Raw genomic sequence first — 24,431 nt, forward strand, 5'->3', positions numbered from 1 at the left:
GGCGGTACATCGGCCGGCGCGCTGGCTGGTCGCGAGACGTCCGCGATACCCGAGGACCGAGATTCGTGCGGCGGGTGTGCTCAATGGCGCCGCCACTATCATGGCGACAGGGTCACTCGCGAACCGGCATCAGACCCGCAGCGTCCTGATGAGCGCCGTGAGTGCCGGCGACTGTTGTCGGCGGCTCGTGTGATACAGGTAGTAGCCTGCGAACGGCTGGCACCAGTCTTCGAGTACCCGGATGAGGGCCCCGCTCGCGAGGTGTGCTGCAACTTGGTCCTCGAGCGTGAACGCGAGTCCGACGCCGTCGAGGGCGGCGACCGTCATCACGTCGACGTCGTCGACAGCCAGCGGACCACTGACAGCTACTGACAACGACTTCCGGCCGCGGTCGAACTCCCAGTGATACAGGCCAGCGCTGCCATGCCGAAAGTTGAGGCAACGGTGGGCCGTCAGGTCGCGAGGCGTCCTGGGCCTCGGGTAGGACGTGAAGTAAGAGGGTGAGCCCACGATGGCGGCCCGCTGCTCCCGTGAGATGCGGATCGCGACCATGTCGCGGGCGACGAACTCGCCGAGATGGATACCGGCGTCGAATCCGCCGCCGACAATGTCTATCCGGCCTTCCTCGGTCGTGGTCAGGTCAATGACGATGTCCGGGTACTCGCGCGCGAACTGCGCGAGCTTCGGCGCGACGATCATCCGAGCCGCGAGCCGTGACGCGACGAGCCGCACACGGCCAGCCGGCTCTGCGCGAAGCCCCGAGATGTCCGCCCAGGCGCTCCGCACATCGGACAGCGCCGGGCCGATGCGCGCGATGAACTGCTCGCCGGCGGGGGTGGGGGCGACGCTGCGTGTCGTGCGGTCGAGCAATCGCACACCGATCCGCTCTTCGAGCCCGCGGATGGCGTGACTGAGTGCCGACGGCGAGACGCCCAACCGTCGAGCGGCCCGCGTAAAGCTGCGCTCTTCGGAGACGGTCACCAACGCGGCCAGAACGCTCAGTTCGTCGCGAACCATTGTTGAATATTACTCACAAGAGCATACCACATTGTCCGACTACCGATCGCGAATTGACCGGCGTACGCTTGCAGTGTGTAACGTGCCGCTGATTGGACGACACGCGGCGGGGGACAAGGTGCCGACGCTTCGGCACTGGCCGTGTTGACGGACGTTGCGCCCGGGGAGTGACGAACATGCAGAACCGCACACTGGGAAACGACCTTGACGTCTCGGCCCTCGGCTTCGGCTGCATGGGCATCAGCCAGAGCTATGGCGCGCCACTGTCCACCCAGGAGGGCGTTGCCCTGATCCGTGCGGCGGTGGACCGCGGGGTGACGTTCTTTGACACCGCCGAGGTATACGGGCCGTTCATCAACGAGGAGGTGGTGGGCGAGGCACTCGCGCCGGTCCGCGACCGGGTCGTGATCGCCACCAAGTTCGGCTTCGATGTCGACTTCGCCACGCGCGAGAACCGCGGCGTGTGCAGCCGGCCCGAGCGCATCCGCCAGGCCGTCGATGGCTCACTGAAGCGCCTTGGTATCGAGACGATCGACTTGCTGTACCAGCACCGGGTCGATCCGGACGTGCCGATCGAGGAGGTGGCCGGCACCGTCAGGACGCTGATCGCCGCCGGCAAGGTCCGGCACTTCGGCATGTCCGAGCCTGGCGTCGCGACGCTGCGCCGTGCCCACACGGTGCAACCGGTTACCACGCTGCAGAACGAGTACAGCCTGTGGACGCGAGGCCCGGAGACCAACGGCATCCTCGAGGCATGCGACGAACTCGGCATCGGCCTCGTACCCTACAGCCCGCTCGGCAAGGGTTTCCTCACCGGAGCGATGAACAAGGACACCCGCTTCGGCGAAGGCGATTTCCGCAACTCGGTGCCGCGCTTCGCGCCCGCGGCGATGGAGGCCAACCAGGCGCTGGTGGATCTGCTGCGCCGCGTTGGCGACGCCAGGGGCGCGACGCCCGCCCAGATCGCGCTCGCCTGGCTGCTGGCACAGCGGCCCTACATCGTGCCGATCCCGGGCACGACCAGGCTGCACCGGCTCGAAGAGAACATCGGTGCGGCGGCCGTCGAGTTGACCGACGCCGACCTGCGCGACATCGACGCCACCGCGGCGTGCATCCACATCGAGGGCGATCGCTACGCGGCGGCGCAACTGGCGATGGTCGGGCGTGACGCGGCGCCGGCACGCAGCTGAAGCAGAACAGGGAGCACCACGGTCCCGGGGTTTCTGAGCGAGTCGATCCCCGGCATGACGGACGCGGACACAGGCAGAGAAGGCTGAGGGTGGCAAACTCGTCCTCGTCTTGCAGGATTAATCAAGAAGGCGGAGTGCACATCATGAAGATCGCTGTTGTGGGAGCCACGGGAACTTCGCGGTGGCGATCGTCGATGAGTTGGAACAGCCTGCGCGTGGCGGCACGCGCTTCACCGTGGCGAACTGATCTGCACCTCCCGCGTGGTTCGTGCGTGCAGAGTCGACCCAAGAAGGGAATCACCCAATGAACATCGATCCATCCGGCAAGGTGGCCCGAGGGCAGGCACTTCTCACGCTTGCCCTGTGCGCGACCGCGCTGCAGGCCACTATCGTCCGGACCGTCGAGGCACAGACCAATACCTCCGCCGGCGCGCAGCAGATCACGCGCGCGGGCGATCAGGCGTCGGTTGCCGGCCCGGCCGAGTTCTTCACGGGTCGCGTGCGGGTCGATCCGGTCTGGCCTGCCAACGACACCATCAACGCCTCCGGCGGCCTGGTCACCTTCGAGCCCGGTGCACGGTCCGCATGGCACACGCATCCGGCGGGGCAGCGGCTGATGGTCACCTCCGGTGTGGGGCTCACCCAGGAATGGGGCAAGGCCGTGCAGGTCCTCCGTCCCGGCGATGTGGTGTGGTGCCCGCCCGGTGTCAAGCACTGGCACGGCGCGGCGCCGGACACCGCGATGACGCATCTGGCCGTCACCGGTACGGTGGATGGCAAGAACGTCAACTGGATGGAGAAGGTGACCGATGAGCAGTACCAGTCACGCTGAGGCTCCGCAATGGTCGTTGGTTGCCCACGACGGTCGTTGCCTCTACCTGCCGGACGCACCAGAGCGATCCGCTCGCCACCACGTCTGGGCTGCACCCCGGTGAAAGCCGGGGTATCGGCGACCACTGACGGCCAACGCCATGTGTGCCCACAACGTGGCAGAGGTTCAGGCCCTCGTCGACAGACTCCCGCTGTTTCCCTTCTTCGATAGGGTCGAGTACTTCCCGCTGAACGAGATCATCGACGGTGCACCTGCGCCCGTTTCATCTCACGACACAGGAGCACGTCATGCAAGTTCAGCGACGCCAAGAGCGAGGCCACGCAGCAGGCGCTCGCGCGGCCGGGCTTGTCGGTCGACGACCTGCCCGTCGTCCTGATGCCGAACGGCGCGGTGCCGCGCGGTCCGGGGGGGGGGGGGGCGGAGGTCGACCGGGCCTGCGCCCTCTACCGGTTGCCGGTCGGCATCCACCTCGTCAGCCACCAGTGCGCGGCGACGGCGAGGAGGGCACTGCGGGCGTCCTCGTGACGCCAGGGCGTGGCTGACCGGCGATTCGCGGCGGCGATCGCGTGGATGGCCTTGCCGTCCCACAACCCGCTGCGCAGGAACTCGGGATCGTTGACTTCGTCCCAGAGCCACTCGCCAAGACCTCCGTCGAGCCAGCGCGCGACGGGGGCCACGTAGCCCAGCTTGTCGCGACGCAGGCGTATCCGATCGGGCAGGACACCTCGCATCGCGTCGCGCAGCACGCGCTTGGTGAATCCGCCGCCCACCTTGCGTTGGTCGGGAAGCGAGAACGCGAGTCGTACGATCCGCCAATCGAGGAACGGCATGCGTACCTCGACGCCATGTCCCATCGAGTGCGCATCGAACGCGCGCAGGATGCGCGGGAGCGAGACGTGATGGAAGCTGCGATAGAGCGCGCCGGTGAGCGGCCCGAGCGCGTCGATGGCATCCGCCTCGGCACGCGCGTCGGCGTCGAGCGTCGCATCACGACCGCGCGCATGTTGCTCGAGATGGCCAAGCACTTCGCGCAATCGACCGCGTACCACTGGCAGCCGCCGTCCCACAGCCAGCGCTCCCGGGAGCGTCGCCGCCGCGACGAGCGCGGCGTTCGACTGGCGGTCGATCAGCCCCGGGCGATGCATGCGCCGCCACGTGTCGACGAGATCGCGCGTCCGCCATGGCTCGCGCAGCGCGCCGCGTCCGCGCAGCAGCGCGAGCGCCACGTGCAGGTGATAGCCGCCGAACAACTCGTCGGCGCCGTGGCCGTCGATGGACACCACGACGCCCTGGCGCCGCATGTCGCGATACAGCATCCATGGAGCGAGGCCGAACACGCCGACGATCTCCTCGAACTGCCAGAGGAACGCCTCGATGTCTTCCCGTGACACATCATCGGAGAACTGCCGTTCGACGGGGATGGCTCCCGCATGCGCCGCCGCGAGCCGCGCATCGTCTGTCTCGTCCTGCGCCGTGCCGGGGAAGCCGGCGATGAACGCGTGCCGCCATTCGGGCGCTTCACGCATGGTGTGACCAGCAGCATGCGCCAGGGCGAGGGCATTGACCACCGACGAGGAATCGAGTCCGCCGCTGAGCGACGTGGCGACGGGCACGTCGCCGCGCATCCGGAGCCGACACGCATCCACGAGCAGTGCGCGAAGCTCCTCGGCCTGCGCGTCAGGATCGCGGGGCGGTGTCACGAGATGGTCGAGCGTGTGCCACCAGCGCCAGCGCCGCGAGCCCTCCGGCGTGAACTCCACGCACCAGCCCGCTGGAACCATCTCCACGCCGCGCAGCAGCACACGCTCGTGGAACGTGAGCGCCAGGCGTGCGGCGACGGCGTCCATGTCGGGCGCCGCATCGAACCCGTCGAGGAGGCGGAACGCCTTCAACTCCGACGCGAACGCGACGCGGTGCGCGTCGACAGCGAGGTAGAGCGGCTTGACGCCGAAGCGATCGCGCGCGAGCAGCAGGCGGCGCTCCTGGCGATCCCAGATCGCGAGGCTCCACATGCCGTTGAAGCGCAGCAGGCAATCGGCGCCCCAGCGCTCGTACGCGGCGAGGATCACCTCCGTATCGCTGTCGCTGCGAAACCGGAAGCCGTCGTTTTCGAGCTGGCGGCGCAGCTCGACGAAGTCGTACACCTCGCCGTTGTAGGTGATGTCGTAGCGTCCGCTCTCCGATCGCATCGGCTGCGCGCCGGCGTCGGTCGTGTCGAGGATCGCCAGCCGGCGATGCCCCAGCGCCAGGCGCCCCTCGTCCAGCATGGCGATGCCTTCGCCGTCTGGCCCGCGATGCGCGACCGCGCGCAGGAACCGCGCGATGCGGCGCGGCTCGACGGGCGGCCCCTCGCGCTCCCAGATGCCGGCGATCCCGCACATGATCGATCCGTCAGGACGCGCGCGTCCGCGCGAGGTGCAGCAGCACGCCTACGGCATATGTCGCGGAGCTGTACAGGTAGTAGAGCAGGTGCAGGCCGAACGCGGCCGCGGCGAATCGCCATCCATCAGCACCGGCGAAGAAGCGATAGAGACGACGATTGAGCACCACGAGCAGCACGACCGCCGTCAGCGCGAGCGCGGCACCGGCTCGGGGCGCGACGATGGTCGTGCCGATCGCGATGACGGCACTCCACGCGACCAACGCCGACACGCGATCGCGCGTGCGCAGGTTGAGATCGTGCGCCGGCGCCTGCGTGTCGAGCAGCAGGCGCGTCCACGGGTACGCGCGATCGCGCACGTCCGTCGTCACGAGTTGACGCAGCGTCCATGTCTTGACGTGCGTGACCTGCGCCTCGCGCACGAGCCGCACGCGCAATCGGGCACGCCACAGTCGTGTGCCGAGCTCGATGTCCTCGATGCTCGGGCGCCGATAGCGCGCGGCATCGAACCCGCCGACGGCGTCGAAGGCGTCGCGCCTGATCGCGCCGAAGCCAGCCCAGAACGACGTGCTGCGTTCGTCGGCCTGCTGATGGACGAAGTGGTGCAGCAGGTTCTTGAACCGCGACGGCACACCCGGTGCCACGGGATTCGCGTCGTACGAACCGAACGCCGCCGCGAGATCGTCTTCCGTCTCGAACGCCCCGAGCAGTCTCGAGACGGCGGCGGGCGACGCAATCACGTCAGCATCGACGAACACGATGATGTCGGATGTCGTGACGGCCACGCCGGTGTTGCGCGCGGCGGCAGGGCCGGACGGCCCGTCGATGCACAACACCTCGGCGCCATGTCGTCTCGCGATCGCTGCCGTGTCGTCCGTCGACCCATTGTCGACGACGAGGATCGATGCGGCGTGCGGCCCGCTCGCGAGAGCCGATAGACAGGTGCCGAGCGTCGCCGCGGCGTTGTAGGCAGGTACGACGATGGCAGCGCTGCTCATGGCCGTGCCCACATGGCGAGTTCGTCGACGGACCAGTACCACCGCTCGGCACGACCCGTCTGTCGCAACACGAGCGCGACCGACTGATTCGGCGGCAGCGCGAAGGTCAGCACGGGCCGTTCCGGCGCGCGGCGAATCGCCGCGCCGAGGGGCGCGAGGACATTCTCGTCGTGGAGGACGTGGACCGTACCTGTCGCGTCGTGCGATTCGATGCGCAGGTGCCGTGGATAGTCGCGCAGGCTCGCGTTGCCGAGCGTGATGTCGACGCGCGCCACATCCTGCGTGGCAGCGAAGCGCAGGACGATCGACTCGCTGCCATCCTGCGGCCGCCCCGACAGCCAGCGCGTCGCGGGATCGCCGTCGACGGCGCGCTCGACGCCCGTTCCGCTCGGCGACGCCGCAATCGTGAAGGCCGTTGACGGGATCCGTCGTCCGATCTCGAGTTCCGCGGCAGGTGGCAGCGGTGCAAGACGCAGGACGTGCACGCCACCCTCGCGAAGGGTCGACGTCACGAGTGCCGACGCCTGCAGTGCTGCCAACGTGGACATCCCGAACGCGTTGTCGACAAAGCGCGAGGGACGAACCACGACGTGACTCACGCCGAGCGACTGGAGCATCGGCAGGATCTCGGCCTGCCGGCCGTCGTACGAGAGTGGAGAGGCCGATCCGCCGAGCCACGCCTGGAGCGGCGTCTCGATGCGGGTCAATCCGTTGATGACGGGATGCCGATGGAGGAGCGCACCGTACTGTGCCCACAAACCGAAGTTGACGCGTCCCGGGGATCCGATCGGCACTTCGAGTACCGCGCCTGCCGGCTCGTGCGCCAGCCACTCGTACGCTCGCCGATCCTCGTCCGGCAGTACCGGCATGCCCGCTGTGAACGCACGCACGGTCGGTGTGCCTTCGAACACGATGACCGCGGCGAGCACCGCGACGATCGCCACGACCATGCGACGCGAACGACCGGTCGTCAGACGTGCGACGCCGATGGACGCAAGCATGGTGGTCGCCAGCAGCGTCAGGGCGCCGAAGCGTGCCGGGGCGCGAATGACATGGAAGAGCGGGACCCACTCGGCGACCATCGCGTACGCCGACGGAATGGGCAGGCGCGTGCCCCACGCTCGGGGCTCCGGGCCAAGCGACAGCAGCAGGGCCGCGAGCGCCACGGCGACCAACAGGCCTCGCATGCCCCACGAGATGCGATGCGCGCCGATCCAGCGGCGCGGCAGCGGTACCAGCGACAGGATCGCGAGAAGAGACACCGTCACGCCGGGAAAGAGCCGGCCTTCGGGTTGCGTCACGCCTGGCAGCCACCCGGCCGTGCGCATGTCGTCTGGCACATCGAGATAGGCGCCGAGGTCCGCCGAGTTGTGGTGGATCTCGGATGTTGCCGGTGCGCGATCGTTCCAGACGCGTCCGTACGCACCGATCGCCGGTGCCACGATCGCGATCCCGATGGTGGCGGCGGCTCCGATGGGCAGCAGGGCGCGCCGAGACGGGAGGGCTCCCGACGCGAAGTGCCACACCGTGACGATGACGGCCGCGAGTGCGAGCTGGAACGCCGCGTACCCGTACGACAGGGCCTGGAGCACCGCCGCGCACACCAACACCGCGATCATCGTCGGCGTCCGTTGCCGCAGCAGACGCAGGAGGGCCCACATCGCGACGGCGGTCCATCCGATCCACTGCACCTGGAGATGCCCGGCCTGCGCCACGCGATAGGGCAGCATGACGAAGGCGACAGCGGCGATCGCGGCGGCCGCGCGTGAACCCGTGCAGTCGCGTGCGAGCAGGTACGCGCCGATGGCGCTCACGACGTATGCGAGGAGGAACGCGACGTTGTACGTCAGCGTGAGGCTGCCGCCCAGCCACAGAATCGGCGCGACCAACACCGCGACGCCGAGCAGGTTCTCCGAGTAGGCGAGGACGTCGCGATACGGATGGAACGCGGGCGGTGTCCAGAAGCCGGCGAGTCCGTGCGGAATGCGGTCGGCGGCCCACGCGAGCGCCCACCCGCTGATACTCGCGTCGGTACCGGCCTGCAGCACGTATCGATCGAGCTGCCGGCCGAGCGGCCACGTCGCGACGACGGCGAGCACGATGGCCGCCATCACCACGCCGCACACTTCTCGCGTCGACACTGCCGATACTATATGCGCTCGATGCCTGCTGTCAGCGAACCGGCCGTCGTCATCGGTGCGGGCCCCGCGGGCCTCACCGCGGCTCATCGACTCACGGCCGACGGCCGGCCCGTCGTCGTGCTGGAGGCCGATCCCGAGTACGTGGGCGGCATCTCGCGAACGGTCCGCTACAAGGACGTCAGGTTCGACATCGGCGGACACAGGTTCTTCTCGAAATCACCGGAAATCGAGACATTCTGGCGCGAGATGCTCGGCGACGACCTGCTCGTGCGCTCGCGTGAATCGCGCATCTTCTACAGGCGGCGATTCTTCCAGTACCCACTGCGTCCGGGAGATGCGTTGCGCAAGCTCGGTCCCATCGAGGCGCTGCGCTGCGTGTCGTCCTATTGTCTGGCCCGCGTCGCTCCCGCGCGCCCCGTCGTCAGCTTCCAGGACTGGGTCACCAACGAGTTCGGCCATCGGCTCTTCGAGATCTTCTTCAAGACGTACACCGAGAAGGTCTGGGGGATGGATTGTCGCGACGTGTCGGCGGACTGGGCGGCGCAGCGCATCCAGGGCCTGTCGCTCGGATCCGCGATCGTCGACGCGGTGCGGTCCGCGCGACAGCGCGGCAACGGGCCGATCAAGACGCTGACACGGACCTTCCTCTATCCGCGGCTCGGGCCCGGGATGATGTGGGACGCGTGCGCGGCCGCCGTCCGGCGCCAGGGTGGCCAGATCCGTCTCGGGCGGCGCGTCACGGAGTGCCGCTGCGACGATGAGGGCACGTGGCACGTGACGCACGTCGGTACCGATGGCAGCGAGGAGACGACCACGGGGCGCCACGTGATCTCGTCGGCGCCGCTGCGAGAGCTCGTGGCGGCGCTGCGTCCGGCGATCGACCCCGAGACGCTCGACGCGGCATCGAAGCTCCGCTATCGCGACTTCCTCATCGTGGCGCTCCTCGCGCGCGGTGGCACGCCGCTGACCGACCAGTGGATCTACGTCCACGATCCCGACGTGCGCGTGGGGCGCGTCCAGAACTTCCGCGCGTGGTCGGAGGACATGGTGCCCGACCCGTCGCTGGCGTCGTACGGACTCGAATATTTCTGCAGCGAAGGCGACGACATCTGGACGCGATCGGACGAGCAGTTGCGCGCGCTCGCGGCATCGGAGCTCGCGCACATCGGCCTCGCGGCGCCAGACGACATCGTCGACGCGTGCATCATCAGGCAACCGAAGGCTTACCCGATTTACGACGATGCGTACAGGGCGCAGCTCGAACGGATCCGCGCGACACTGCAGGAGAGGTTCCCGACGCTGCAGGTCATCGGGCGCAACGGCATGCACCGCTACAACAACCAGGATCACGCGATGATGACGGCCATGCTCGCGGCGGAGAACATCCGTGAAGGTCGCATCCGCTACGACGTCTGGCGCGTGAACAACGACGCCGAGTATGTCGAGGGCCCTGGCGCGATCGCCGACGATGGTGGCCGCCAGGTACCGGAGCGGCTGCCGCTGGCCGCGCGGACGCGGCAGCAGACATGACGATCGGGGATCGCCTGGAGGCGCGCCTGCGTCGCCACGTCGTGAGTCGCGCCGGCGCGCGCTGGGCCCGTATGGAGTCGACGGTGGCCGTCGCCGCCATCGCCCGGCAGGAACGCGCCATTCCGTACTGGCCGCTCGACAGGATTCGCGCGCTGCAGCAGCAACGGCTGCGCACGCTGGTCGTCCATGCGCGCGACACCGTGCCCTTCTACCGGCACGCGTTGCGGGAGCGCGGCGTCGACGTCGGGGACGTTCGCACCGAAGCCGACCTGGCTCGCCTGCCCGCGATCGACGGGACGACCCTCGCGCGCGACCCGATGCCGTTCGTGTCAGAGCCCTTCGTGGCGGAGGGGCGCGAGGTCTTCAAGACCAGCGGGTCCTCGTCGGGCTTGCGCAAGCCCGTTTTCTGGGACTATCCGTCGCTGCTGCTCCGCCCGGCCAGGGGAGAACGCGACCGCGTGGTGATCGCGCGTCTCGCCGAAGAGCCGTGGACCGACGTGATCGTCCGCGAGTTCCTCACCACGGAGTGGCGCCACTCGCTGGCGCGCTGGGGTGGCGTGCGCACGCAGGGACACCAGCGCCTGCTGATCCTGCCGAGCGATTTCTCGAGCCGCACGCAGCGCGCCATCTACAGCGAGCGCACCGTCATTCCGCAGCGTCCCGTGCACTACCACCACCTGCCGCCATCGGCGCCGTTCGAGGTCGCCGCGGCGCACCTGCGCGCGATCCGTCCGCGCGTGGTGTTCTCGTTCGGATCCTACGTCGATCAGTTCCTCCACTTTCTCGATGCGTCAGGCGGCGACGTACCCATGCCTCGCGTGTGGGTGTACCTCGGCGATCGCATCTCGCCTGGCGGACGTGAACTGGCCGACACGCTCGGCTGTCGGCTCTACTCCGTGTACAGCGCGATGGAAGCGGGGACCATCGGATTCCAGTGTGAACGCCGCCAGGGCTTTCACCTCAACATCGACCTCTGCGCCGTCCGCATCGTCGATGACGATGGGCGACAGGTGCCTGATGGAGAGACGGGAGACATCGTGATCTCGCCGCTGGACAACCGCGCGATGGTGCTGCTCAACTACCGCGTCGGCGATCGCGGCGCCATCGCGCGTGAGCCGTGCGCCTGCGGCCGCACGCTGCCGCTGCTCGAACGCATGGACGGCAGGCGATCCGAGATCATCAGACTTGCCGATGGCCGCGAACTGTCGTCGCTCGCGATCGAGGCGGCCTTCAGCGCGGAACTGCGGCGCACCGTGCAGGCGCAGCTCGAACAGGTGGCCGACGGACACCTGCGCTGGCGCGTCGTGCCGTACCGCGGCGTCGAACACGACCAGGTGCGCGCCGCGCTCGTGGCGCGCGGCCGCTACGCGCTCGGCGCCGATACGCGACTCGACGTGGAGATCCTCGACGAGATTCCCAGGACCAGTGCCGGCAAGTTCGTGCGCGTGCGCACGTCGCCCATCGCGCCGGTGGGACCAGGCGATGGCCGCTGAGCCCGTGGCCTCGCCATCGTCTGCGGCGTACTGGGACGAGGTTGGCGAGGCGTGGACGGGCGGACACGCCGACGCGCTCTGGCGCGCGTACTGCGATCGACGCAACGGCGCGTTGATCGCGCGCTGGATGGGCAGGACGACCGGGCGGGCCCTCAAGACCGACAGCTTCGACGAGGCGGTGGCCGACGGCGTGTATGACGTTCTGCGCGAACGCGCGACGCGCGTGACAGCGATCGATGTGTCCGCCACGATCCTGCGCGCGGCGCGCGCGCGCCACGGCGACCTGGCCACGGCCCTTGCCGATGTGCGGCGCCTGCCGTATGCCGACGGAGCGTTCGACGCCGTGGTGTCCATCTCGACGCTCGATCACTTCGACTCGGTCGACGCGATCCGCCTCGCACTCGGGGAACTGGCGCGCGTGCTCCGCAGCGGCGGCGGGCTGCTCGTCACGCTGGACAACCCCATGCATCCGACCGTGGCGTTGCGCAACAGACTGCCGTTCGATCTGCTGCACCGCATGGGCATCGTGCCGTATCGCGTCGGCGCGACGTGCGGCGGCGCGGCGCTGCGCCGGCTGATCACGGCCGCCGGGCTGGACGTGCGCGAACTGACGTGGGTGGAGCACTGTCCTCGATGGCTCGCCGTTCGCGCAGGACGGAAGCTCGGGCGACCCACACCGTATGCCGCCACGTTCATGCGCGTGCTCGAACGGTTCGAGACGCTCGAACGCTTGCCGCTCCGCTCGCTCACGGGGCACTACGTCGCTGCGTGGGCGGTCAAACCGTGACAGTGACTGTCGTGCTCGCGTACGCCCTCGCGATCGCCGCCGCCGTGCTCATGCTGCTTGCGGTCGTGACGCTGCGGCGCATCGTCGCAGCGAGCCGTCGGGACGGCGAACCGCGTCCGGCCGACGCGATCCTCGTCTTCGGCGGCGGCGTGCGCCCCGAAGGGCCGAGCCTCACCGTGCGTACGCGCGTCGACCACGCGGCGCGCCTCTACGACGCGGGGCTTGCACCGCTCGTGTTCTGCAGCGGCGGCTGCGAAGGGGCGCTCTCTGAAGCGCGCGTCATGCGGGGGCTGCTGATCGAGCACGGCGTACCTGCCGATGCGGTGATTCCTGACGACCACGGTCTCTCCACGCGTCTCGCCTTGGAGTCGGCAAGGCGCATGGGCCGCGGCCGATGGCACCGGATCATCCTCGTCAGCTCGCCGCATCACCTGCATCGCGCGGAGTTGGAAGCGTGCCGGCAGGGGCTGACCGTCGACACCGTGGCCGCCAGGCGCCGCGGGCGTTCGACGTGGCGGCATGTCGTGTTCGACATCCGGCAGCACGTGCGTGAAGTGCTGGCGGTGTGGGGCTACGCGCTGACGGCGCTGCCGGGCGATCGCGTGAACGAGTGGTTACCCATTCGCGTGGCGCGCCAGATCGGGGCTCGCCTGGCGTACCTGTTCGGCGGTGCCGACGCCGTGGCCGCGGCCAGCGTCGCGATCGGTGCCGCCATCAAGGCGCGCGTGGCCGACGTGCTCGACACGCAGTCGGTCCACACGCCGGCGTCAGGGCTCCACTGGCCGGCGGCCGGGCGCGTGGGTCATCACTTCGGCATGCGTCACGGCCGGCTGCACGGCGGCGTCGATCTGCGTGCCGCGCAGGGGACTCCCGTACGCGCGGCCGCCGACGGACACGTGCTCCTTGCCGACTGGATCGGTCCGTACGGCAATGTCGTGGTGGTGCACCACGGCGGCGGACTCGCCACGTGCTACGCGCATCTCGGCGGATTCGTGGTGGAGGAGCGCGCGCCTGTCGTCGAGGGCGCACTCCTCGGATTCGTCGGCAGCACGGGGCGCAGTTCCGGGCCGCACCTGCACTTCGAAGTGCGCGTCCACGGGAGTCCCGTCGACCCGCTCGTCTACCTGCCCGACACGGTGCCGTACGAGCCGCGCCGCCAGGGACAGCACAATGCCGTGTGGGCCGAGAGCATCTACCTGCGCGGTCACGATCCGAAGAAGCCGCGCAGGGTCCTGAACGACGGCGAGTTCCAGGCGCTCGCTCGTCGTCTCGAGGCGAACGACATCCGCTACGTCTACCTGTTCGCCGGACCGTACGATGGGCATGGCGGCGTGCCCGCCTATGCGATGTCGGAGACGGCACGTGCGTCTGTGCGGAGACTGCGGCAACTCGTGCCGGATGTCGTGCTGCTGCCATGGGTGGGAGGGTTGCAGCACAGGACCGTGCATCTCGAAGATCCACAGTGGGTCGCACGCGCGATCGAGGAGACGGCGCGTCTGGTCGAGACGCTGGACGTGCCGGGCGTACACGTCGACTTCGAGTTCATCGTTCCGGAGGCGACATACGTGCGGCGGGAGCGCAATCTGCCCGACACCAACGAGGGGTTGCACGAGTACGGTGCCAGACACGTCGCGTTCACGCGTGCACTGCGCGAGCGCCTGCCGCAGGCGTTCCTCTCGGTCGTGATCCCGTCGACGTCCGGCCACGTGCGACCGTGGAAGCAGAAGCACAGCGTGGAGGAAGCCGCGACGCTGGCGACGCTCGTCGATCAGATCGCGCTGATGCACTACGACACGTCGATTGCCGATCGGGCCGTGTTCGCGGCGAGTCTCGACGAGCAGTTGCGGCATGTCGCCGACTGGAGAGCGCGCTCCGCCTCAGCACGCACGCAGTTCCTGCTGGCGGTGGGGACGTTCGTCAACGCCAGGCCTCTTCGTCACCATCGTCATCTCGACGTCGAGGGGCTGGAGCACTACCTTCCGGCGATCGATGCCGCGATCGCGCGGACGCAGCGGGACGTCCGCCTGGTCGACGGCCTGGCCGTCTACTGCGACTGGACGACGAAGGATGTGGATTGGCGGCGCTTCAGACGGCTGTGGACGGCAGGTGCGCACTGACGCCGGTCACCGCCATGCGCGCGCGATGAGCCAGGGGGCAAGCGCGCCCATCAGCGACTCCGGGATCCACTCACGACGATACGCTTCGAGTCCGAGCCCGCGCACGCGCCCCATGAGTGTCGGGTGAGCGGCGGCTTCCGCGACACGCGCGTGCCTGGCGAGTGACTCGGCTTCCGCCACCGCACGCACCGTGGTGCCCTGACGGCCCGCTTCGTCGAGGAACCGTCCCACCCAGCGTCGAACCGGCATGTCGATGATGGGGCCGATCCGGTTCGCGGGCACACCGGCGAACTCCAGCGTGCCGCCGAGTACACCGCCGCAGTTGCTCACGAAGTCGGGCACCGACAGGATGCCGCGCGCGTCGAGCGCCGCCTCGGCATCGTCGGTGAGCGGGTTGTTGGCGCCGGGACAGATGACGCGGGCCGACACCCGATCGAGCGTTGCGACATCGATCCCGTGCCGTCGTGCGCATGGCAGCAGGACGTCGGCTGGCGCGTCGAACAACGCGTCTCGCGGCAGGACGCCCGGCGTGTCGAGCACGAAGCGACTGCCGGCAGCCGCCGCGCGCGCGGTCAGGTCGTCGACATCGAGGCCGTCGGCGTCGACGAGCGCTCCATGCGACGTGGAGACCGCGACCACTCGCCCGCCGCGTTCGGCGACCATCCGCGCGGCGGCGCCGCCGACCTTGCCGAACCCCTCGATGGCGACGCGGCACGCCGGCCAGCAGAGTCCTCGTCGCGCGACGAGGACGTCCCCGGCCGCGAGGCAGGATCGTGCCGTGTGATCGCCGGACCGACCGGCCCGCCAGTCGCGCGCCCGCATGGGGATGCCGACCGCCTGCATCATCGTCCTGATGGCGGTGGCGTCGGTGCCCAGGTCGGCGTCGGGGATGTAGCGGCGTTCGCGGAGCAGAGGCTCTACGGCCCGCGCGAACGTCTCCAGGCGTCGGCGCCGCTGGTCCGGTGGGGCGTCGGGATCGCCTACCACTCCGGCCTTGGCACCGCCCTGGGGTAGACCGAGGAGACCATACTTCAGCGTCATCGCCCGCGCGGCGTCGCGCATCTCGGGTTCGCTCAGATCGGCAACGAGCCGCAGCCCGCCGCGCGCGCGCCCCTCCACCGTGGAGTCGATGGCCACGAAACCCAGCAGTTCTCCGTCCCGATCGACGCGCCAGGACACGGGAGCGGGCGGCGAGCCATGAACGATGGTGGTAGAGGGAGCCGCCACGATGCGTCTGGTCTGGCCGGCCGTGCGATCAGCGCTTCGCCGGCGTGATCACGATGTTGCGGAATTCGACGGGGCCGTGATCGCCCTGGAAATAGATCGGACCGGGGGCGCCTTCGTCGCTGTCGAGGGCGCCTCCGGTGATGCCCGGGATCTCACGCTCGCAGATCACGGTCTTCCCGTTCAGCACGTAGGTCAGCGTTCGTCCCACCAGCGTCACGTCCATCGTCTGCCACACGTCGGGCCCCTTGCCGGCGTCTTCGCTCGGCGCGAGGAAGCCATAGACACCTCCCGTGTGGTGCGACGGCGAGTGCAGGCCCGTCGGGTCGTCGATCTGCAGTTCGTAGCGTCCGCGCAGGTACACACCGCTGTTCTCGCCCTTCGGCACGCGGAACTCGAGGTGCAGCTTGAAGTCCTCGAACGTCTGCGTGGTGCGGAGGTTGGCGCCGCGTGCGGCGTTCTTCAACACGCCGTCGGCCGCTGACCATTGGCTATCTCCGCGTCCGAGCGCCTGCCAGCCGTCGAGAGACTTGCCGTCGAACAGGGTGATCGGCGGACCCCACGCCGCCGGAGCGGGCCGCTTCAGTGCCGGTGCGCGCACGCCCGTGAACGCCTGCGTGCGATCGCCTTCCGTGATGGTGCCGACGAGGCGATCGCCGTCGAGACGGCCTTCGAGCCTCGTGTCGGCCGTGCCCCACTGCGGCGGAATCGTGAAGCTGAAGGCGCCATCCGCGAAGTCCACCTTCGAGACCGGTCGTGCGCTGCCGCCCGTGCCGACGAACTGGCCGACAAGCGTCCGTGTCCCGGAGAGCTCGACTTCCAGCCACGACGGTGCCTTGCGCGGTCCCGCGTCGACAGTCAGATCCCAGCGTCCGATCAGCGGCGCATGGGGAGGAGGTGTTTGCGCGGACGTCGCCGCGAATCCACCAGCCATGAGCGTCAGCGCACCGGCGACGGCGGCGCGTGAGAGGTACGTGCGTGCAGGCGTCCAGTCAGCCATATCCCCGGCATCCTACGTCAAACCCGTTCTCGGAACATCGCTGACAGGCAGGGGCGACCCTTGTGGCCGCCATCGACAGGACCGCCAACCGTTGCGGGCACCCGCAAGGGATCCCCTGCGACCCGCCCGCGACACTGACTTCAGCTCAGGCCGCCGAGCGCGTCGATGGCGAGAAGGCCACGCTGAGTTTCTGGGACGCCATGGTCGTCCATGCGGCCGCGGAACTCGGCTGTCAGGTGCTCTGGCCGGAAGACCTCAACGACGGCCAGGTGGTCGACGGCGTGCGGATCCGGAATCCCTTCGCCCAGATCGAGTCGTAGCGGCCGCCCTCGCGATGGCTACGGGTACCGGCGAGTGGCCTGCTCGCGCGTCAGCGCGTGATTCATCATCGCGCGACCTGCATCGTGATCGACGGTGACGCCGTCTCGCGTGCCTCGTTCCTGCCGATACGGCCGGAGTGCTCGTGCAGTTCGCCCTTCACGGCGGGATACCACCAGCGCATGCCCACGTCGCGCGCCTCGCTGTATGCCCGATCGATGGACCACCCCTGCCTGGTGATGCGATAGAGCGCCGCGAAGGCGCCCGTACGATCCGCGCCGCGCTTGCAGTGGAAGAACACGGGGCCGTGCGAGGCGTCGTCGACGATCGCGAAAAAGCGCGTGACGGCTGCCTCAGGCAGCTCGCCGCCGAACCAGCGGAAGTGGACCGGGATGTGGATGTACTTCATCCCGAGTGCTTCGACCATCGCGCGCTCGTCGTCTCCGGTGCGGAAGTTCACGACGGTACGGATGCCCATGTCGCGCAGGCGTTCGTACCCGGCCTTGTCGGGCTGCCCGCCGCGGTAGAGCCCTGGCCCGATCTCCATGAATCGCCGGATCGGGGCCGCCTGCGTGGTCTGTGCGCCGAGTCCGTCGAGGGCGACGGGCGCGACGACAGCCGTGAGCACGAAGAGAGAAGCGAAGAACGCGCGTCGGGTCTGCACTGCCGGGATCCTCCAGAAATCCGGTGGGACGGTCGCGGCCGGGGGGGGGGGCGCCACCGCGCAGCCACGCACCTTCCATCATGCCCCAGTCGTCAAGGGGACCGGAGCGTATCCCCCCGTCCACGTCCGTCACTCGGAGCTCGACGATCCGCCGGAGCGGATCGGGAGGCATGGCCCCGCCGCGCGGCACTCATCATGCGAATGCACTATTGACCGGGTTCCGGAGGGTTGGAAAGATCGTCCGGTCATGCTGACGGCGCGTCTCCTGTTCACGACCTTCACGGTGCTGTTGCTCGTCGTGATCACGCTGGGTTGGCGGTGGACCGCCACGCACCAGCCGCCGCCTCTCAACACGGCCAGCCACGTCGTGCTCGGTGTCTCCGCGTGCTTCGGGCTGTTCGCTATCGTGAAGATCTGGTCGCCGCGACGATGATGCGGCTCGGCCGCCTCGGCCCTGACGGAGTGATGCGATGACGACGGCAACGATGGCGGCGACGCGGCCGCAGGCGGGCTTCCTCGACCGTCTCAACACGGACTGGCATGAGCTCGGCCTGAGGGTCTTCACGGGCATCGTGCTGCTGCACTGGTTCGAGCACCTGCTGCAGGCATTCCAGATCTACGTCCTCGGCTGGCCGGTCCCGCAGGCAGGCGGGTTCGCCGGGTACTTCTTCCCGTGGGTCATCAAGTCCGAACTGCTGCACTACGGCTATGCCGTCGTGATGCTCGTCGGACTGTGGATTCTGCGTCGTGGCTTCACCGCACCGGCCGATCGCTTCTGGTGGATGGTCGCGTTCTGGATCCAGTTCTTCCATCACATCGAGCACGCCCTCCTGCAGGGTCAGGCGATCCTCGGCATGAACCTGCTCGGCAGGCCGGTGCCCGTGAGCCTGGTGCAGCTGTGGGTGCCGCGCGTGGAACTGCACTTGTTCTACAACACCATCGTGTTCATCCCGATGATGATCGCGATGTACTACCACCTGTTCCCGTCGCCGAGCGAGCACGCGACGTTCCAGTGTTCGTGCGCGCGATACGCGCCGACTCACGACCGCTCGCTCGCCCGCGCGTGATACCTCTGGCGCGCGCCAGGCGCGCCGCGGTGCTGGTGCTCGTCGCCGCCATGACGACTGCGGCGACAGGCTGCGTGCGTCGTGATGCCGCCGATTCGCGTGTGCGGGTCACGTGGTTGCTCGCACCGCAGCCGCCCGTTGCCGGCGCTGCCGAGTTGACCGTTGCGCCGGCAACCCCGGATGGCAGTCCGATCGAAGGCGCCACCGTGCGGCTTGAGGGTCACATGTCCCACGCGGGCATGGCCCCGGTGATCGCCGATGGCACGGAGCGCCGGCCCGGCGAGTATCTGATACCGTTCACATTCACCATGGCTGGCGACTGGGTGCTTCTCGTCTCGATCGTGGAACGCGACGGCACGCGCACGCAGCAACGGATCGACGTGGCTGCCGTGCGCGCGGCGTCGTGATCGCACCGGCGCGCCTCGCTCGTCTCCGCCCGGCCGGACAGGTCGTCCTCCTCGTGCTCTCCATCGCCATCGTCCTGCACGGTGTGCTCGGGCCTGATCTCGCGCCGAAGAACCTCGCCACGGTCCTCACGTGGGTGCACTATCGCGGGTTGCTGGCTGGGCTGTTGCTCGCGGTGGGCAACGTGTTGTGCGGCATCTGTCCGATCGTGCTGGCGCGCGACATGGCGCGCCGCGTCCATGCGCCCACGCGCACCTGGCCGGCGTGGCTCCGCGGCAAGTGGATCGCCGCGCTGTTGACCGTAGCCGTCCTGTTCGCGTACGAGCTGTTCGACCTGTGGGCGCTGCCGGCCGCAACGGCGTGGCTCGTACTCGGCTACTTCGGGACCGCGATCGCGATCGACGTGACGTTCACCGGAGGGGCGTTCTGCAAGCACGTCTGCCCGGTGGGGCAGTTCAGTTTCCTGCTGTCGACGCTGTCGCCGCTCGAGGTGAAGGCGAAGCGGCTCGCGACGTGCGAAGCCTGCGCCACGGCCGATTGCGTCAAGGGACGCTACACGGAGGCGACACCCGCGCGCCTCGTGCGTCGTGGATGCGAACTGGGGCTGTTCCTGCCGGCCAAGGTGGGCAACCTCGATTGCACCTTCTGCCTCGATTGCGTGCAGGCCTGCCCGCACGACAATGTCACCATCGCGGGCCACGTGCCCGGCGAGGAGTGGGCCGACGATTCGCGCCGTTCGTCGATCGGGCAGTTGTCGCGCCGGCCGGACATCGCCGCGCTGGCCACCATCTTCACTTTCGGCGCGCTCCTCAACGCGCTGGCGATGACGCGGCCCGTGTATGCGATCGAACAGTGGATGGCACGTGCGCTCCACACCACGCACGAGGCGCCCGTGCTTGCGATCCTGTTCGCCATCGTGCTCGTGGCCGTGCCTGTCGCGTTGTTGGGCATGGCCGGCGTCGTCACGCGAACACTAGCGCCCTCGCGCACGCTCGACGTCTGGGAGATCGCCGTCCGCTATGCCGTGGTGCTCGTGCCGCTCGGCGCGGGCGTCTGGGTGGCGCACTATGCGTTCCACTTCCTCACGGCCGTCGGCACCATCGTCCCCGTGTTGCAGGGGGCGCTCGTCGATGCCACGGGACGCGCGCTCGCGGGCGAACCAGACTGGCGTTGGCTCGGACTGCGGCCGGGAGCCGTGGCGCCGCTGCAGGTCGGCTTCGTCCTGCTTGGCGCGCTCGGATCGCTGCTGCTCACGCATGCCGTGTCGCAGCGCGATCACGCGCCGCACGCGATACGCGCCGGCGTGCCGTGGATGCTGATCGTGGTGGCGCTCACGCTCGCGGCCCTGTGGATTCTGGCGCAGCCGATGGAGATGCGCGGGACGGCGCTGGCGGGATGACGCGACGCGCACGTGTCGTGGCCGTGTTCGCCGCCGCGCTGTGCCTGCGCGCCGGCGCAGTGCAGGCGCACGACGGACCGCCGTACCCGATCGTATCGGATCTGATAGCTGGTGCTTACTCGATCTCCATCTGGACCGATCCGGACGCGACAGACGATGGGACGCCGGAGGGGAAGTTCTGGGTGATGCTGGCCGGTGCGCCGGGGACCGGTCGTGATGTACCCGCGGGCACGGCGGCGCGCGTCACGATTGCCCCGACCGATCGCGAGGGTCCGCCGGCGGCAGGCGCGGCAGTGCCCGTCGACGGCACACTGACGAACCAGTACATCGCCTTGCTCATGCCGCACGAAGGGGCTTACCGTGTGACGGTCGACATCGCCGGCCCTCTCGGCCCCGCCCGCGTCGAGAGCCACGTCGACGCCACCTACGACACGCGCCCAGCGCCCATCCTGCTGGTGGTCTACGCCTTCCCGTTCGTCGCCATCGGCGTCCTCTGGGCGCGGGTGATGTGGAGCCGGAAGCGACAGGCAACCGGCAACCGGCAATCGGCAACCGGTTGAAAACAGGACAAGGGCGGCCTTCAAGGCCTCTTGGAGTGTGTGTTGTGCTTTCCCGGCCTTGAGGTCACGTGCTCGCGGCTGTGACCGGTTGCCCGTTGCCGATTCCGGTGTCCTGCTAGACTCTGCGCACCATGCAACTCGCGGCCATCGACTGGCTGATCCTGATCGGCACGCTCATCGTCTGTTTCGCGCCGGCGCTGTTGTTCGGGAGGCGCGCGGGCCAGAGCACGTCGGAGTTCTTCGCGTCGGGCCGATCGGTGCCGTGGTGGCTGGCGGGCCTGTCGATGGTGGCCACGACGTTCAGCAGCGACACGCCCAACCTCGTCACCGACATCGTGCGCCGCAACGGCGTGGCGGGGACCTGGGTGTGGTGGGCGTTCGTGCTGACCGGCGTGTCGACGGTGTTCTTCTACGCGCGGCTGTGGCGTCGCTCGGGCGTGATGACCGACCTCGAGTTCTACGAGGTGCGGTACTCGGGGCGCCCCGCGAGCTGGGTGCGGGGATTTCGCGCGGTGTATCTCGGACTGTTCTTCAACAGCATCATCATGGCGACGGTGAACCTGGCCGCCTGCAAGATCATGGCGATCCTGTTCGGCCTCGAGCGATGGCAGACACTGGCGGCCGTCGGCCTGCTCAATGTCGCGTTCGCGGCGCACTCGGGGTTGTGGGGCGTGCTGGTCATCGACATGATCCAGTTCTTCATCAAGATGACGGCCGTCATCGCCGCGGCGTACTTCGCGCTGCACGCGCCGGGCGTGGGCGGACTCGACGGCCTCATCACGAAGCTCTCGACGACGCGTGGACCTGACGGCATCGACTATCTTGCCGTGCTGCCCGACTTCGCCAATCACTGGGAACTGGCGGTCGCGGTGTTCGTGATGCCGATCGCCGTGCAGTGGTGGGCGGTGTGGTATCCCGGCGCGGAGCCGGGCGGCGGCAGTTACATCGCGCAGCGCATGCTCGCGTCCAAGTCGGAACGCGACGCACTCGGGAGCGTGCTCTTCTTCAACGTGGCGCACTACGTGCTGCGCCCGTGGCCGTGGATTCTCGTGGCGCTCGCCTCGATCGTCGTGTACCCGGAACTCTCGGACATCAGGGCGGCGTTCCCGGCAGTGGACCCGGGCCTCATCGGCCACGACATCGCGTATCCCGCCATGCTGAAGTTCCTGCCCGTGGGTTTTGCGGGCCTCATGGTCGGCGGCCTCGTCGCCGCCAACTCGTCGACGATCCTCACGCACCTGAACTGGGGCGCGTCGTATCTCGTGCACGACTTCTATCGGCGCTTCATCAGGAGCGACGCCACCGAGGCGCACTACGTCCTGATGGGGCGCCTGGCGACAATCGGACTGTTCCTCTGCTCGGCAGCGACGGTCTATCTGCTCGACACGGCCAAGGATGCGTTCGACATCATCCTGCAGGTGGGCGCCGGCACGGGCCTGCTGTATCTCGCGCGCTGGTTCTGGTGGCGCGTGAACGCGTGGTGCGAGATTGCCGCGATGGTGAGCTCGTTTCTCGTGTCGCTCGGCTTCCTCGCGCTCGCACGCGCGGGCACGCCGGTCAGCACGCACCGCGCGCTGCTCATCACGATCGCGATCACCACCGTGTGCTGGGTGATCACCGCGTTTGTGGCGCCGGCCACCGACCGTGACGTGCTCGTCGCGTTCTATCGCAAGGTGAGACCGGTGGGCCCGGGCTGGGCGCCGATCCGCGCCATCGCCGGCGATCTCACCGACGACGGCACGCGGGGCGACAACATTCCGCTGGGCCTGCTCGGCTGGCTCGCCGGCTGCGCGATGATCTGGTCGGCCCTGTTCGCCGTCGGCAACGTGCTCTACGGCCGCATGGGCTACGCGATCGCCCTCGTCGTCGTCTGCCTGGCCACCAGCGCCGTCGTGATCGCCGTGATCAAGCGTCAGTGGCCGACGACAGCACGGTGAGAGTGGTGACTCGGGGTCGCGACATGCCTGGCCAACTCCCTTCGACGCGTGTGGACGCGGCGTACGACTATCCGCCCGACCTTGCCAGGTTCGCCCTGGACCGGTGGTCGACGCCGCCGCCAGCCGCGCCGCAGGCTCCGGTGCCGGAACTGGCCACGTTGACGCATTTCCTGTCGGCGTGCTACCAGGCGAGCCTGCTGCGCGAAGAAGAGCGCCCCGTGACATTCCGCGCGATCCTCGCCTCGCCGGACCAGTTCCCGGCTGGCGGCGTTGCGCCAGCCGGCTTGCGTCGGCTCGCCTTCTGCGACGCGTGTCCGCTCGATGCCAATCAGCTGCGACGACTCGCCGTGGCGGCCGACATGCACCGGATGCTCATCGGCGCACACCAGGACGGCGACGGCAGCTTGCGGATCTGGGGCCTGGTCAACTCAGGGCCGCGCTGGCTTCGGGACGTCCAGGGCGGCCGGCGGGCGGGCGCGCCACTCCCGGCGGTGCCTGTCGCGCATGTCGAGGCGCCGGGCGTCGTGAGCGTGTACCGCGGACCGGAACTCGTCGCAAGACTTCAGGGAGGCCGCATCTCGGGTTCGCGGGCGGACGCGTTCGCGTCCACGTGGCTGCCCGATCGATTCGCGGACCTCCGTGCGGAGATGGAGGTCCGCCACTTCCGCGCGCGTGAGGCGTCCGCCGTTCACTGGGCACCGATCGCGTCGAACCTCTCGCACGCCATCTCGCAACGCATGATGAAGCGCGCGATCGCCCTGCTGCGCCACGCGCGACACGGGGGCACGATCGTCTTCGTGCCGATGGAGACCGCGCAGGATCTGTGTGCTGCCGATCCCTTCATCGATCTCAAGTACGGCTTCGAGGACGTCCCCAGGCAGGGGTCGTTTCCCGATCTCGTCGTGTCCATCCTGAACCGTCTCGCCGCCCTCCATGGCGACGGCCCGCGCCCGAACGACCCCGTCGGGTGGGCGGAGTTCGAAACCACGCCTGACGATGAGTTGGCCACGCTCGATGAAGCACTCTTCGAGATGGCCCATCTCATCGCCGGACTCGCGTCCACCGACGGCGCCGTCGTGTTGAACAAGCAGCACGACATCCTCGGGTTCGGCGGGATGATCTCCGGCCGACTGCCGGCGGTGAGACGCGTGGACAGAGCGCTCGACCTCGACGGCAACGCCGTCGCGGAGGAAGGCACCGAGAACGTCGGAGCCCGTCACCGGTCCGCGTACCGGCTGGCGGGCGCGCTGCCGGGCGCCATCGTCATCGTGATCTCGCAGGACGGCGGCGTGCGGTTCGTCGCCCAGAAGGACGGACGCGTCACCTACTGGGAGCAGGAATGACCGGGTGGAAAGTGCGTCGAATGCCCGTC

The 24,431-nt window shown here is 68.8% G+C and carries 21 protein-coding genes; 14 read left to right on the forward strand and 7 right to left on the reverse strand.

Annotated features, from left to right (window positions below):
- Nucleotides 1–129 precede the first annotated feature (129 nt).
- The gene (locus IT182_19455; protein MCC6165529.1) at nucleotides 130–1,017 is read right to left on the reverse strand and encodes a LysR family transcriptional regulator; all 888 of its coding nucleotides are present in this window, start codon (nucleotides 1,015–1,017) and stop codon (nucleotides 130–132) included.
- Between the two features lie 176 nt (nucleotides 1,018–1,193).
- Here IT182_19455 and IT182_19460 point away from each other — a divergent pair, with 176 nt between their 5' ends.
- Entirely contained in the window at nucleotides 1,194–2,207 is a 1,014-nt protein-coding gene (locus IT182_19460; GenBank protein MCC6165530.1) for an aldo/keto reductase, read from the forward strand.
- Between the two features lie 304 nt (nucleotides 2,208–2,511).
- A complete protein-coding gene (locus IT182_19465; GenBank protein ID MCC6165531.1) occupies nucleotides 2,512–3,039 on the forward strand; it encodes a cupin domain-containing protein in 528 nt (175 codons plus the stop codon).
- A 443-nt stretch (nucleotides 3,040–3,482) separates the two neighbouring features.
- Here IT182_19465 and asnB read toward each other — a convergent pair whose 3' ends face one another.
- From asnB to IT182_19480, 3 genes are read right to left on the reverse strand one after another with little or no spacing between them, the layout of a single operon-like run.
- Nucleotides 3,483–5,420: an asparagine synthase (glutamine-hydrolyzing) gene (asnB, locus tag IT182_19470; protein MCC6165532.1), complete on the reverse strand. Its 1,938-nt coding sequence runs from the start codon at nucleotides 5,418–5,420 to the stop codon at nucleotides 3,483–3,485.
- A gap of 10 nt (nucleotides 5,421–5,430) precedes the next feature.
- Complete coding sequence (locus IT182_19475; GenBank protein MCC6165533.1) at nucleotides 5,431–6,417, reverse strand: glycosyltransferase; 987 nt, start codon at nucleotides 6,415–6,417, stop codon at nucleotides 5,431–5,433.
- Nucleotides 6,414–8,558: a discoidin domain-containing protein gene (locus IT182_19480; GenBank protein ID MCC6165534.1), complete on the reverse strand. Its 2,145-nt coding sequence runs from the start codon at nucleotides 8,556–8,558 to the stop codon at nucleotides 6,414–6,416. The genes IT182_19475 and IT182_19480 overlap by 4 nt, the downstream gene beginning before the upstream one ends.
- Nucleotides 8,559–8,579: 21 nt before the next feature.
- Here IT182_19480 and IT182_19485 point away from each other — a divergent pair, with 21 nt between their 5' ends.
- From IT182_19485 to IT182_19500, 4 genes are read left to right on the forward strand one after another with little or no spacing between them, the layout of a single operon-like run.
- The gene (locus IT182_19485; protein MCC6165535.1) at nucleotides 8,580–10,088 is read left to right on the forward strand and encodes an NAD(P)/FAD-dependent oxidoreductase; all 1,509 of its coding nucleotides are present in this window, start codon (nucleotides 8,580–8,582) and stop codon (nucleotides 10,086–10,088) included.
- Entirely contained in the window at nucleotides 10,085–11,581 is a 1,497-nt protein-coding gene (locus IT182_19490; protein MCC6165536.1) for a phenylacetate--CoA ligase family protein, read from the forward strand. Before IT182_19485 ends, IT182_19490 begins: the two co-directional genes overlap by 4 nt.
- Nucleotides 11,571–12,368 carry a class I SAM-dependent methyltransferase gene (locus IT182_19495; protein MCC6165537.1) on the forward strand — a complete coding sequence of 266 codons (798 nt, stop codon included), beginning with the start codon at nucleotides 11,571–11,573 and terminating at the stop codon, nucleotides 12,366–12,368. The genes IT182_19490 and IT182_19495 overlap by 11 nt, the downstream gene beginning before the upstream one ends.
- A gap of 2 nt (nucleotides 12,369–12,370) precedes the next feature.
- Nucleotides 12,371–14,485, forward strand: coding sequence for a peptidoglycan DD-metalloendopeptidase family protein (locus IT182_19500; protein MCC6165538.1), 2,115 nt, complete (start codon nucleotides 12,371–12,373; stop codon nucleotides 14,483–14,485).
- Nucleotides 14,486–14,491: 6 nt separating this feature from the next.
- Here IT182_19500 and IT182_19505 read toward each other — a convergent pair whose 3' ends face one another.
- Together IT182_19505 and IT182_19510 are read right to left on the reverse strand one after the other, a co-directional pair.
- Entirely contained in the window at nucleotides 14,492–15,712 is a 1,221-nt protein-coding gene (locus tag IT182_19505) for a Glu/Leu/Phe/Val dehydrogenase (protein ID MCC6165539.1), read from the reverse strand.
- Nucleotides 15,713–15,740: 28 nt separating this feature from the next.
- Nucleotides 15,741–16,709, reverse strand: coding sequence for a DUF1080 domain-containing protein (locus tag IT182_19510; GenBank protein MCC6165540.1), 969 nt, complete (start codon nucleotides 16,707–16,709; stop codon nucleotides 15,741–15,743).
- 62 nt (nucleotides 16,710–16,771) lie between these two features.
- On the opposite strand from IT182_19510, the gene IT182_19515 reads away from it, so the two are divergent.
- A complete protein-coding gene (locus IT182_19515; GenBank protein MCC6165541.1) occupies nucleotides 16,772–17,029 on the forward strand; it encodes a hypothetical protein in 258 nt (85 codons plus the stop codon).
- A gap of 65 nt (nucleotides 17,030–17,094) precedes the next feature.
- Here the strand turns inward: IT182_19515 and IT182_19520 are convergent, their stop codons facing one another.
- Nucleotides 17,095–17,691: a protein tyrosine phosphatase family protein gene (locus IT182_19520; protein ID MCC6165542.1), complete on the reverse strand. Its 597-nt coding sequence runs from the start codon at nucleotides 17,689–17,691 to the stop codon at nucleotides 17,095–17,097.
- Between the two features lie 247 nt (nucleotides 17,692–17,938).
- Here IT182_19520 and IT182_19525 point away from each other — a divergent pair, with 247 nt between their 5' ends.
- The 7 genes from IT182_19525 to IT182_19555 all read left to right on the forward strand — a co-directional run bounded on the left by IT182_19525 (nucleotide 17,939) and on the right by IT182_19555 (nucleotide 24,402).
- Nucleotides 17,939–18,124: a hypothetical protein gene (locus IT182_19525; protein ID MCC6165543.1), complete on the forward strand. Its 186-nt coding sequence runs from the start codon at nucleotides 17,939–17,941 to the stop codon at nucleotides 18,122–18,124.
- Nucleotides 18,125–18,161: 37 nt separating this feature from the next.
- Nucleotides 18,162–18,758 (forward strand): hypothetical protein, encoded by a 597-nt coding sequence (locus IT182_19530; GenBank protein MCC6165544.1) that lies wholly within the window; start codon nucleotides 18,162–18,164, stop codon nucleotides 18,756–18,758.
- Complete coding sequence (locus IT182_19535) at nucleotides 18,755–19,165, forward strand: FixH family protein (protein MCC6165545.1); 411 nt, start codon at nucleotides 18,755–18,757, stop codon at nucleotides 19,163–19,165. Before IT182_19530 ends, IT182_19535 begins: the two co-directional genes overlap by 4 nt.
- Nucleotides 19,162–20,562, forward strand: coding sequence for a FesM (locus tag IT182_19540; protein ID MCC6165546.1), 1,401 nt, complete (start codon nucleotides 19,162–19,164; stop codon nucleotides 20,560–20,562). Before IT182_19535 ends, IT182_19540 begins: the two co-directional genes overlap by 4 nt.
- The gene (locus IT182_19545) at nucleotides 20,559–21,122 is read left to right on the forward strand and encodes a hypothetical protein (GenBank protein ID MCC6165547.1); all 564 of its coding nucleotides are present in this window, start codon (nucleotides 20,559–20,561) and stop codon (nucleotides 21,120–21,122) included. The genes IT182_19540 and IT182_19545 overlap by 4 nt, the downstream gene beginning before the upstream one ends.
- Before the next feature lie 131 nt (nucleotides 21,123–21,253).
- Complete coding sequence (locus IT182_19550; protein ID MCC6165548.1) at nucleotides 21,254–23,059, forward strand: Na+:solute symporter; 1,806 nt, start codon at nucleotides 21,254–21,256, stop codon at nucleotides 23,057–23,059.
- 23 nt (nucleotides 23,060–23,082) lie between these two features.
- Nucleotides 23,083–24,402, forward strand: coding sequence for a hypothetical protein (locus IT182_19555; GenBank protein ID MCC6165549.1), 1,320 nt, complete (start codon nucleotides 23,083–23,085; stop codon nucleotides 24,400–24,402).
- The last annotated feature ends 29 nt before the right edge of the window (nucleotides 24,403–24,431 follow it).

The organism is Acidobacteriota bacterium (assembly GCA_020845575.1).
Classification (GTDB): Bacteria; Acidobacteriota; Vicinamibacteria; order Vicinamibacterales; family Vicinamibacteraceae; genus Luteitalea.